This window comes from Enterobacter sp. ECC-249 (assembly GCF_043965265.1).
Lineage (GTDB): Bacteria > Pseudomonadota > Gammaproteobacteria > Enterobacterales > Enterobacteriaceae > Enterobacter > Enterobacter quasiroggenkampii.
In genome coordinates this window covers 3420257-3431036 of record NZ_CP143660.1, presented here as the reverse complement: position 1 = coordinate 3431036, position 10780 = coordinate 3420257, and the positions used below count along the sequence as shown (strand labels likewise).

Genomic DNA, 10780 nt, shown 5'->3' with positions numbered 1-10780 from the left:
ATCAATACCGAGGTACGCTATGAATGAAATTTACGTAACCAGTCCATTTTTGCCCCCTCTTGAGGAGTTTATTCCTTATCTGGAGAAAATCTGGCAAAACAAGACGCTGACAAACGGCGGGCCTTTCCACCAGCAGCTGGAAGAGGCTCTGGCGCAATACCTTGGCGTTAAGCACCTGTCTCTATTTGCGAACGGTACGCTGGCGCTGCTGACGGCATTTCAGGCATTGCGTCTGAGCGGAGAGGTAATCACTACGCCGTATTCCTTTGTGGCGACCTCACATAGTTTGCTGTGGAATGGCTTAACCCCTGTCTTCGCTGATATTGATCCACGAACCTATAATATTAACCCGGATTGCATCGAAGAATTAATTACGCCCAATACCACGGCCATTTTGCCTGTCCATTGTTATGGCATCCCTTGCGACATCGACAAAATACAGAAAATTGCTGACGTCTATGGTTTAAGGGTAATTTATGATGCCGCGCATGCGTTTAATGTTCGAAAAAATGGTATCAGCATTCTAAATCACGGCGATTTATCGGTACTCAGCTTCCATGCCACCAAAGTTTTTAATACCTTTGAAGGCGGGGCGATCATTTCCCAGGATCTTAAAACTAAACAGCGCATCGACTATCTCAAGAACTTTGGTTTTGCCGGCGAGACCCGCATCGTGGCACCAGGCATAAACGCCAAAATGAACGAAGTGGAGGCGGCATTTGGTCTTCTGCAGCTTAAGCATATTGATAAAGCTCTTGAAGAACGCAAAGCGATTCATCAACGCTATCGCGAGCTGTTAAACGGTCTGGAAGGATTAACGTTTGTCGACGTTCCAGACGATGTGAGCTGGAACCATGCGTATTTCCCGGTACTCATTGAGCCGAAATTTGGCATGAGTCGCGATGATGTTTATACATTATTTAAAGCTGACGGCATTCTGACTCGCCGCTATTTCTATCCGTTAATCAGTTCTTTTGCGATGTACAGGGGGTTCCCTTCTTCTGCTGAAGAGCATCTGCCTGTTGCCAATGATATCGCCGACAAGGTGCTGTGCCTTCCAATTTATCCCGGATTGACGCCAGAAGATCAAGACCGCGTAGTGAATGCTCTTAGGCGTGCATCCCTGTCTGGTGAAGTACCGTCTAACGAGTCGGTAATATACACGGGGCTCGTAGTATGACCATGATGCACACTGCAATGATCCTGGATGCGGGTTTTGCCTCACTGCCGTTACAACAGTCTATTAAAGCGGCGGGTTTTCGTACGCTCGCCTGTAGCGGCAAAGCTCAGGATGCAGGGATGAAATATGCCGACGCGACCTGCGTGCAAAATTATGCCGATAGCAAAGCCGTACTGGCGATTGCCCGTAATGAAAAAATTACGGCGCTTTCCCCCGGCGTAACCGATGTGTCCTATCTTTCAGGTAGCCGGGTGGCGGATGAGCTTGGCCTTCCGGGCTTCGACTCACCCGAGGTCAGCGATCTTCTCTTTTTGAAAGATCGCTTCAGAAAATGGGCCAGCGCCAAGGGCTACCCTATACCGCGTGCTGTGAGAAGTCTGCAGGACGCGCACGCGCTAACATTCCCGCTGCTGGTTAAACCCGTTGATGCTTACAGTGGTATGGGGATTTCACTTATTCATCAGCCGTCAGAGCTGGATAAGGCGGTGAATATCGCCTGCGCTGCATCTCCGGGAGGGCAGTGCGTCATTGAAACATTCTGCCAGGGTGCCCTGTATAGCCACTCCGCTTTTATTCGCAATGGGCAAATCGTCTGCGAATTTTTTGTTGATGAGTTTTGCACAGTCTATCCGTGGCAGGTAAATAGCAGCTGCTTGAGCGTCAATCTCAGCGAGCCGATGCGCGACCGCATCAGCGAGTGTATGCAGGCTATTGTCAGCGACCTGGCTCTGGTGGATGGTTTGTTGCACACGCAACTCATCGCTGACGAACGGGATTTTTGGTTGATTGAAGTCACCCGCCGATGCCCGGGCGATCTCTACTCAAAATTGATCGAATATTCAACTGGCGTGGATTATTGCCGTGAATTTGTGTCGCCCTTTATCGGTGGGGGGAGTGCGTTCCCAAATCGGCGACCGGCGCGCCAGCGATACGTTGCGCGCCATACGGTCTCTTGCGAACGGCAGAGCCGATTTTTTGGCTTCAGCTATGCTCCGCTACCAGCCACGATCATTCAGACTATCCCCCTGAAACAGCCGGGCGATGAACTCGGACCAGCACCAGAGGATCGCGCCGGACTGGTTTTTGCGGAGTTTACCGAACTCGATGCCATGGCACGCCACACGCCGCAGCTAAAAAACTATTTCTCATTTAATTCATTGTAAGGACCGGATTATGCACAGGCCTCTGTCTCTTGGGTTTATCGGCGGTGGGATCAATTCTGCCATCGGTCTTACTCACAAAATCGCTAGTCAAATGGACGGGCATTTTCAGCTTACGACGGGCTGCTTTAGCCGCGATACGTCGCTGAATCAGCAGACGGGTCGAGCCTGGGGGGTTAAAGACGAGGCCATTTACTCCAGCGCAGTCACGCTGCTTGAAGAACAACACGCGCAGATGGATGCTGTCGTCATACTGACGCCCACGCCCTCCCACCGTGAAATTATCCTCGCCTGTCTGGAATATGGCCTGCCGGTGATCAGTGAAAAAGCGATGGTTGCAAGTGTAGGCGACGCGAGGGATGTCGCCCGGCGAGTCTTCGAGATGAAAGGACAACTGTACGTCACCTATAACTACACTGGTTATCCCATGGTGCGCGAACTGCGTAATCGTCTGCTTAGCGGCGAGTTGGGCAAAATTCAGCATGTTATGGTTGAAATGCCCCAGGAAGGATTTATTCGCAGCCGCGAGGATGGCAGCGTGCCTCAGCCTCAGGAATGGCGACGAGTTGATGGGGATATTCCTACTGTTTCACTCGACCTGGGTGTCCATGTGCACCAGTTGGTGGAGTTTCTGACGGATAAGCAAGCCGAAGATGTCTATGCGATCAACAGCACCTTTGCCCGTGTTTCGGACGTTATCGATACGGTTAACCTGATCTCCCGCTATAGCGACAACATGGTCTGTAACTACTGGTACGGCAAGGCGGCGCTCGGTTACCGCAATGGTTTGCGGATCCGTATATATGGGTCAGAAGGCAGCGCAGAGTGGCTGCAAATGGAGCCAGAATATCTTCGACTCGCCGATCGCCATGGCAACGTGCGTCTGATTGATCGAACGGCAGGAGACAACAAGGTGGCTAATCAGCCTCGCTATTGTCGTTTTAAAGCAGGGCATCCTGCCGGATTCATTGAGGCATTCGCTAACTACTACGCCGACATCGCCGCCAGTTTACGCGGTGATCCCACGGGATATAGCTTCAGTTGTGATACGGCCGTTCGCGGTCTCGAGTTTCTCGAAAAAGCGCAGCAGAGCGCCGTGACGTCTGCCAAAGTCGATTTGCATCGTTAATAAAGGTTGAACTGAGGACTATATGACATTACTGGAACAGATACAGGGCTACGATAATCACTTCTTCAAGGGCATCCGCAACATGCGCGCCAACGGACTTCCGCTGGTTCTCTATGGAGCCGGTTGCCTTGGGCAGATGACCGCGGAATTTATGTTCCGGGAAAATATGCCTCTCGATAAGGTAGCGTTAAACCGAGAATATATCACTGAAGGCATGACCTTCCATGGTCTGCCGGTGGTGGCAATTGAAGATCTTATCGAACAACCCGGTAAATTTAACTGTATCGTTGCGCTTCAATACGTCCCTGATGCATTGCAACAGGAATTACGTCGCGGCGGCGCAAACGTGCTGGTTTACGATCCCGCCTTTATCGGAGTTAGCACCACGCTGTGGTATACACCGTCGTTTTGTGACGAGCATAGCGATACCCTTGAAGCCGTCTATGCCGGCCTCGCGGACGAACGTTCAAGAGAAACGCTGGTCGCGTTCCTTAAACAGCGTCTCAGCGCAACCCGCGGCTATTACCAGGCAGTATACGAGCCAGCCCACTATTTTCCTGCCGATATTCTCCGCCTGCAGAACAACGAAGTGTTCATCGATTGCGGTGCCTACAATGGTGATAGCATCGGCGCGTTTATGCAGGAAGTTGTCCATCAGGGCGTTGAGATGCCGGAGAAGATTGTCGGTTTCGAACCTGATGCCGATAATTTTTCTCAGCTTTGTGACAATACCCGACAATGGCCATTCTGTCAGCCAGTGCAAAAAGGGGTATGGGAAAATAATACCGTGCTCTCTTTTCAATCTGGAAATGCGCTCTCTTCGCGGCTTGTGGAGCAAAGCTGCGATACGGTTACGATTGAGCTCGATAGCATTGATAATATCTTGCAGGGCGGTAGAGCCACTTTCATAAAAATGGATGTTGAAGGTGCAGAGCTCAAAGCACTCCAGGGCGCCGCGGGCACTATTCGCGCCTGGCATCCACTATTAGCGATTAGTCTTTATCATAAGCCGGAAGATCTTCTGACTGTTCCACAATATATTCAGACACTCAGCGCTGATTACCATTTTTATCTTCGCGGCCACCATCCGGAACTGGCTTTTGAACTGGTTTTATATGCTGTGCCGAAAACGAGGTTATTACAGTAATAGGCAAATAACCGCCCATTTCACCCATTATTCATCCAATTGATTGCCCTCCAGAATCGGATAATCATGCCGATAACTCAACTAACGCAGGGCTGTTTATCGTGAATTCACTCTATACCGCTGAAGGTGTAATGGATAAACACTCGCTGTGGCAGCGTTATGTCCCGCTGGTGCGTCACGAAGCATTGCGCCTCCAGGTGCGCTTGCCGGCGAGCGTGGAACTCGACGATCTGCTACAGGCGGGCGGTATCGGGTTATTGAATGCAGTTGACCGATACGACGCTCTGCAAGGAACGGCATTTACGACTTACGCAGTTCAGCGTATTCGTGGTGCGATGCTGGACGAGCTGCGCAGCCGCGACTGGGTGCCGCGCAGTGTTCGCCGCAACGCGCGCGAAGTGGCGCATGCGATGGGGCAGCTGGAACAGGAACTGGGACGCAACGCAACGGAAACTGAAGTGGCGGAACGTCTTGGCATTGCTGTTGAAGAGTATCGTCAGATGTTGCTCGATACCAATAATAGCCAACTCTTCTCTTATGACGAGTGGCGAGAAGAGCATGGCGATAGCATCGAGCTGGTGACGGATGAGCACCAGCAGGAAAACCCGTTACACCATTTAATGGAAGGGAATTTACGCCAGCGCGTCATGGAAGCTATTGAAGCTCTGCCTGAACGCGAGCAGCTGGTATTGACCCTTTATTACCAGGAAGAGCTTAACCTCAAAGAGATTGGCGCTGTTCTGGAGGTGGGAGAGTCGCGGGTGAGCCAGCTGCACAGCCAGGCCATTAAACGCTTACGAACCAAGCTGGGTAAGTTATAGGTGATTGATTCACCTTAAAAATGCCGCACAACGTATTGACAACCAGGAGTTATCATGACGGTGCAGCAATCTAAAAGACGGCCTTTAAGCCGCTACCTGAAAGACTTTAAACACAGCCAGACGCATTGCGCCCACTGTAACAAGTTACTCGATCGTATCACGCTGGTTCGCCGCGGCGAAATCGTCAATAAAATTGCGATTTCGCGCCTCGACACGTTGATGGACGAAGCAGCATGGCTCGAAGAGCAAAAAGAGTGGGTGGCGCTTTGCCGTTTCTGTGGGGATCTCCACTGCAAAGAGCAAAGCGACTTCTTCGATATTATCGGCTTCAAGCAGTTCCTGTTTGAACAAACGGAGATGAGCCACGGCACCGTTCGCGAATATGTCGTTCGCCTGCGTCGCCTTGGGCAACATCTGACCGTAAACAATATTTCTCGCGATCTGCTGAAAACCGGTTATCTGGATGAAAATCTGGAGCCGTGGCTGCCTGCGACCAGCACCAACAACTACCGAATTGCGCTGCGCAAGTATGCGCAATACAAGGTACAAATGCCGGGTGCCATAAAGCAGAAAGCCCACGCCGGAACAACTTCTGATATATATTAAAAAAGAATAAGATGTAGCGCAGTCGCCTTTGACGTTGCAGGCGATTTCTCTACACTACGTAAAAATTCCACTATATCGGGGTATTTATGAAATTTGCACTTCTGGGTCGTCAGGCGCTGATGGGTGTTATGGCCGTTGCGCTGGTTGCGGGCATGAGCGTGAAAACGTTCGCCGCAGAAAACCTGCTGAATAAAGTAAAAGAGCGCGGTACGCTTCTGGTCGGGCTGGAAGGAACCTATCCTCCGTTCAGCTTCCAGGGCGATGACGGCAAGCTGACCGGTTTTGAAGTGGAGTTTGCTGAAGAGCTGGCTAAGCACCTCGGCGTTAAAGCGTCACTGAAACCGACCAAATGGGACGGTATGCTGGCGTCGCTGGATTCCAAACGTATTGATGTGGTCATTAACCAGGTGACCATTTCTGACGAGCGTAAGAAGAAGTATGACTTCTCTACGCCGTACACCGTGTCCGGTATTCAGGCGCTGGTGAAGAAAGGTAACGAAGGCGGGATTAAAACTGCCGCAGACCTGAAAGGGAAGAAAGTCGGTGTCGGTCTGGGAACCAACTACGAAGAGTGGCTGCGCCAGAACGTGCAGGGCGTGGATATCCGCACCTATGACGATGACCCGACGAAATACCAGGATCTGCGCGTGGGCCGTATCGACGCCATTCTGGTTGACCGCCTGGCAGCGCTGGATCTGGTGAAGAAAACCAACAATACCCTGGCCGTAGCGGGTGATGCGTTCTCTCGTCAGGAATCAGGCGTGGCCGTTCGTAAAGGTAACGAAGACCTGGTCAAAGCGATTGATTCCGCGATTGCTGACATGCAAAAAGACGGCAGCCTGAAAGCACTCTCTGAGAAGTGGTTCGGTGCAGACGTTACGAAATAAGTTTCTGCCGTAAAAAAAAGGCGCTTTTAAAAGCGCCTTTTTTATTTCTTACGCGTCTGCGTGCATAATGAAAAATATCACATTTTGTCAGAGTTACCGGAGCATCCATGCCATTACAGAATTTAACGCGCTTTCCCCGCCTGGAGTTTATCGGCGCGCCGACGCCGCTGGAGTACCTGCCGCGATTTTCCGATTATTTAGGGCGCGATATTTTTATTAAGCGTGATGACGTGACGCCGATGGCGATGGGGGGCAACAAGCTGCGCAAGCTGGAGTTTCTGGCGGCGGATGCCCTGCGCGAAGGCGCGGATACGCTCATCACTGCCGGGGCTATCCAGTCAAACCACGTTCGCCAGACGGCGGCCGTGGCGGCGAAACTCGGGCTCCACTGCGTGGCGTTGCTGGAAAACCCGATTGGCACGCGGGCAGAAAACTATCTGACCAACGGCAACCGCCTGCTGCTGGACCTGTTTAACGTGCAGGTCGAAATGGTAGATGCGTTGACCGACCCGACCGCCCAGCTCGACGAGCTGGCAACGCGCCTGGAAGCGCAGGGTTTCCGCCCCTACGTTATCCCAGTTGGCGGTTCGAACGCGCTGGGTGCGCTGGGATATGTGGAAAGCGCGCTGGAAATCGCCCAGCAGTGCGAGGGCGCGGTGAGCCTCTCCTCCGTGGTTGTCGCGTCCGGCAGTGCGGGCACGCATGCCGGGCTGGCGGTGGGGCTGGAACAACTGCTGCCGGACGTCGAGCTGATTGGCGTGACGGTGTCCCGCAGCGTCGCAGATCAGAAGCCGAAAGTGGTCACTTTACAGCAGGCTGTGGCCGCGCAGCTGGAGCTGAAGGCAAAGGCGGATATTCTGCTCTGGGACGACTATTTTGCGCCGGGTTACGGCACGCCTAACGAAGAGGGCATGGAGGCGGTGAAGCTGCTGGCGCGTCTCGAGGGGATCCTGCTCGATCCGGTGTATACCGGCAAAGCGATGGCCGGACTGATCGACGGCATTGCGCAGAAACGCTTTAAGGATGAAGGGCCGATTTTATTTGTCCATACCGGCGGAGCGCCTGCGCTGTTTGCCTACCATCCTCATGTCTAAAAATCAGGTCGAAAAATAATAATGCAAGAAAGTATTCAACTGGTTATTGATTCTCTGCCGTATCTGCTGAAAGGTGCGGTATTTACGTTACAGCTCAGTATCGGCGGGATGTTCTTCGGGCTGGTTCTGGGATTTGTGCTGGCCTTGATGCGCATGTCGCCCATCCTGCCGGTGCGCTGGCTGGCGCGCTTTTATATTTCCGTGTTTCGCGGTACGCCGCTCATCGCCCAGCTCTTTATGATCTACTACGGCTTGCCGCAGTTTGGTATCGAGCTGGATCCGATCCCCGCAGCGATGATTGGTCTGTCGCTTAATACCGCGGCGTACACGTCAGAAACCCTGCGTGCGGCCATCTCCTCCATTGACAAAGGGCAGTGGGAAGCGGCGGCCAGTATCGGGATGACGCCATGGCAGACGCTGCGTCGGGCCATTCTGCCGCAGGCGGCGCGCGTGGCGCTTCCGCCGCTCAGCAACAGCTTTATTAGCCTGGTAAAAGATACCTCCCTGGCGGCAACGATTCAGGTGCCGGAACTGTTCCGTCAGGCACAGCTCATTACTTCGCGCACGCTTGAAGTCTTTACCATGTATCTGGCCGCCTCGCTGATTTACTGGGTGATGGCGACGGTGCTGTCTGCTCTGCAAAACTACTTCGAAAACCAGCTTAACCGCCAGGAGCGTGATCCAAAATGAGTGCTATCGACGTCAAAAACCTGGTGAAAAAATTCCACGGTCAAACGGTGCTCCACGGGATCGATCTTGAAGTAGAGCAGGGTGAAGTGGTGGCGATTATCGGTCCGAGCGGTTCGGGAAAGACGACGCTTCTGCGCAGCATTAACCTGCTTGAACAGCCGGAAGGCGGCACCATCCGTGTCGGGGAGATAACGATTGATACCGGGAAATCCATCAGCCAGCAGAAAGGGTTGATTCGCCGCCTGCGCCAGCATGTCGGCTTCGTTTTCCAGAACTTTAATCTCTTCCCGCACCGTACGGTGCTGGAGAACATCATTGAAGGGCCGGTCATTGTAAAAGGTGAGCCGAAAGAGGACGCGACGGCGCGCGCGCGCGAACTGCTCGCTAAAGTCGGGCTAGCGGGGAAAGAGACCAGCTATCCGCGCCGTCTGTCGGGAGGGCAACAGCAGCGCGTGGCGATAGCGCGCGCGCTGGCTATGCGCCCTGACGTGATCCTTTTTGATGAACCGACCTCTGCGCTCGATCCGGAACTGGTGGGGGAGGTGCTGAACACCATTCGCCAGCTGGCGAAGGAAAAACGGACGATGGTGATCGTGACCCATGAAATGAGCTTTGCGCGCGATGTTGCTGACAGAGCCATCTTTATGGATCAGGGGCGAATTGTGGAGCAGGGGCCGGCGAAAAGCCTGTTCGCCAACCCTCAACAGCCGCGAACCCGTCAGTTCCTTGAAAAATTCCTTATGCAGTAGCATTTTTGCACTAATTTGCTCCAGAAATTTAGGCTGGAGCAAATTATTCTCCCCTCGGGGGCAGTGGTTTGTTTTTTTATTCCATCCGGCCTGGATAAGCTTTATCGATAGTAAAGTTAATTGTGCTAATGCCGATATTTTGTAGTTAGAAAAAAGTTTTATGTGTTAGGTTATATTCACCATAATAATGATTATCTGTTCAGAGGCTTCATTTAGTAAGTATGAAGGATTTAGACTTTTTCACCTGGCGACGGGATTGCTCCCTCCGGTTTCAGGAATTGACCTGTGCCGCCGAGGTATATGAGGAGCTGGAGCGACAAACTCAGGCGCTGGAATTCGATTATTACGCGCTCTGCGTGCGACATCCCGTGCCATTTACCCGCCCCAAGATCTCCCTGCAAACCACTTACCCCAAGCTGTGGATGGCGCAATATCAATCCGCGAACTATTTCGCGATCGATCCGGTTTTAAAACCGGAGAATTTCATTCAGGGGCATCTCCCCTGGACAGACGCATTATTCGCTGAGGCGCAGGAATTATGGCATAGCGCCCAGGACCACGGTTTACGCGCGGGAATAACGCAGTGCCTGATGCTGCCGAATCATGCGCTCGGCTTCCTGTCAGTTTCTCGTACGCGTGTGCAGGAAGGGCCATTAGCTCATGAGGAAATAGAACTGCGGTTGCAAATGCTGGTGCAAATGGCCTTAACCTCTCTGATGCGTTTTGACCATGAAATGGTCATGCCGCCCGAAATGAAATTCAGCAAGCGCGAGCGTGAAATTCTGAAATGGACTGCGGAAGGGAAGACGTCAGCGGAAATAGCGATCATTCTCTCTATCTCTGAGAATACCGTTAACTTCCATCAAAAAAATATGCAGAAGAAATTCAACGCGCCAAACAAAACCCAGATTGCGTGCTACGCGGCGGCAACGGGTCTGATCTGACAGGATAATACGTTCTGCGTGACAGACGAGCAAACGGCTGAATGCACTGCATCCAGCCGTTTTTTTGTTACTGGCGGTAGGCTTGTTTGATTTGCTTAACGGTGTTCGCAAATACCGCAGATTCAGCCTGGTCTTCCATCTCCGCGATTTGTTTTTCCATTTTAATGATCACACGACCGGCGTCCGCCTGGCCCATCGCCTGCAGCATCAGCGTTAGCAATGCTTTCAGGCAGTTTACTTCCTGTGCCAGTTCCTGGTTATTCTCCGCAGTGGCAAATTCAGGTGTGCTCATTTATTTTCCTCATTATTAAACGGCGCTAAAGCGCGACGACGAAAGTCAAGGCGGCGGAGTATACCACAAGCTGAAGCAAAA

General features: G+C 52.4%; 12 protein-coding genes. 11 read left to right on the top strand and 1 reads right to left on the bottom strand.

Going from position 1 to position 10780, the window contains the following annotated elements; all coding sequences use genetic code 11:
* Positions 1-19 precede the first annotated feature (19 nt).
* From V1587_RS16450 to sdiA, 11 genes are all read left to right on the top strand, one after another.
* Positions 20-1180, top strand: a complete 1161-nt coding sequence (locus V1587_RS16450) for a DegT/DnrJ/EryC1/StrS family aminotransferase (protein WP_371899341.1) — start codon at positions 20-22, stop codon at positions 1178-1180.
* Positions 1177-2343, top strand: coding sequence for an acetyl-CoA carboxylase biotin carboxylase subunit family protein (locus tag V1587_RS16445; RefSeq protein ID WP_371899340.1), 1167 nt, complete (start codon positions 1177-1179; stop codon positions 2341-2343). Before V1587_RS16450 ends, V1587_RS16445 begins: the two co-directional genes overlap by 4 nt.
* Positions 2344-2353: 10 nt before the next feature.
* The gene (locus tag V1587_RS16440; protein ID WP_371899339.1) at positions 2354-3469 is read left to right on the top strand and encodes a Gfo/Idh/MocA family protein; all 1116 of its coding nucleotides are present in this window, start codon (positions 2354-2356) and stop codon (positions 3467-3469) included.
* 22 nt (positions 3470-3491) lie between these two features.
* The gene (locus V1587_RS16435) at positions 3492-4616 is read left to right on the top strand and encodes an FkbM family methyltransferase (protein ID WP_371899338.1); all 1125 of its coding nucleotides are present in this window, start codon (positions 3492-3494) and stop codon (positions 4614-4616) included.
* A 101-nt stretch (positions 4617-4717) separates the two neighbouring features.
* Positions 4718-5437, top strand: a complete 720-nt coding sequence (locus V1587_RS16430) for an RNA polymerase sigma factor FliA (protein WP_014170714.1) — start codon at positions 4718-4720, stop codon at positions 5435-5437.
* A gap of 54 nt (positions 5438-5491) precedes the next feature.
* The gene (gene fliZ, locus V1587_RS16425) at positions 5492-6043 is read left to right on the top strand and encodes a flagella biosynthesis regulatory protein FliZ (RefSeq protein WP_008500339.1); all 552 of its coding nucleotides are present in this window, start codon (positions 5492-5494) and stop codon (positions 6041-6043) included.
* 86 nt (positions 6044-6129) lie between these two features.
* Positions 6130-6930 (top strand): cystine ABC transporter substrate-binding protein, encoded by an 801-nt coding sequence (tcyJ, locus tag V1587_RS16420; RefSeq protein WP_023336163.1) that lies wholly within the window; start codon positions 6130-6132, stop codon positions 6928-6930.
* 107 nt (positions 6931-7037) lie between these two features.
* Complete coding sequence (dcyD, locus tag V1587_RS16415) at positions 7038-8024, top strand: D-cysteine desulfhydrase (protein WP_371899337.1); 987 nt, start codon at positions 7038-7040, stop codon at positions 8022-8024.
* 21 nt (positions 8025-8045) lie between these two features.
* Complete coding sequence (gene tcyL, locus V1587_RS16410) at positions 8046-8714, top strand: cystine ABC transporter permease (protein WP_014884380.1); 669 nt, start codon at positions 8046-8048, stop codon at positions 8712-8714.
* On the top strand, positions 8711-9463 hold the full coding sequence (gene tcyN / locus V1587_RS16405; RefSeq protein WP_371899335.1) for an L-cystine ABC transporter ATP-binding protein TcyN: 753 nt from the start codon (positions 8711-8713) through the stop codon (positions 9461-9463). Before tcyL ends, tcyN begins: the two co-directional genes overlap by 4 nt.
* A gap of 221 nt (positions 9464-9684) precedes the next feature.
* A complete protein-coding gene (sdiA, locus tag V1587_RS16400; protein WP_371899334.1) occupies positions 9685-10407 on the top strand; it encodes a transcriptional regulator SdiA in 723 nt (240 codons plus the stop codon).
* 67 nt (positions 10408-10474) lie between these two features.
* Here the strand turns inward: sdiA and V1587_RS16395 are convergent, their stop codons facing one another.
* Positions 10475-10699 (bottom strand): DUF2594 family protein, encoded by a 225-nt coding sequence (locus tag V1587_RS16395; RefSeq protein ID WP_008500345.1) that lies wholly within the window; start codon positions 10697-10699, stop codon positions 10475-10477.
* Positions 10700-10780: the final 81 nt, after the last annotated feature.

Coding starts and splice junctions, on each gene's coding strand:
- V1587_RS16450 (WP_371899341.1), top strand. CDS start 20: ATGAATGAAATTTACGTAACCAGTCCATTTTTGCCCCCTCTTGAGGAG.
- V1587_RS16445 (WP_371899340.1), top strand. CDS start 1,177: ATGACCATGATGCACACTGCAATGATCCTGGATGCGGGTTTTGCCTCA.
- V1587_RS16440 (WP_371899339.1), top strand. CDS start 2,354: ATGCACAGGCCTCTGTCTCTTGGGTTTATCGGCGGTGGGATCAATTCT.
- V1587_RS16435 (WP_371899338.1), top strand. CDS start 3,492: ATGACATTACTGGAACAGATACAGGGCTACGATAATCACTTCTTCAAG.
- fliZ (WP_008500339.1), top strand. CDS start 5,492: ATGACGGTGCAGCAATCTAAAAGACGGCCTTTAAGCCGCTACCTGAAA.
- tcyJ (WP_023336163.1), top strand. CDS start 6,130: ATGAAATTTGCACTTCTGGGTCGTCAGGCGCTGATGGGTGTTATGGCC.
- dcyD (WP_371899337.1), top strand. CDS start 7,038: ATGCCATTACAGAATTTAACGCGCTTTCCCCGCCTGGAGTTTATCGGC.
- tcyL (WP_014884380.1), top strand. CDS start 8,046: ATGCAAGAAAGTATTCAACTGGTTATTGATTCTCTGCCGTATCTGCTG.
- tcyN (WP_371899335.1), top strand. CDS start 8,711: ATGAGTGCTATCGACGTCAAAAACCTGGTGAAAAAATTCCACGGTCAA.
- sdiA (WP_371899334.1), top strand. CDS start 9,685: ATGAAGGATTTAGACTTTTTCACCTGGCGACGGGATTGCTCCCTCCGG.
- V1587_RS16395 (WP_008500345.1), bottom strand. CDS start 10,699: ATGAGCACACCTGAATTTGCCACTGCGGAGAATAACCAGGAACTGGCA.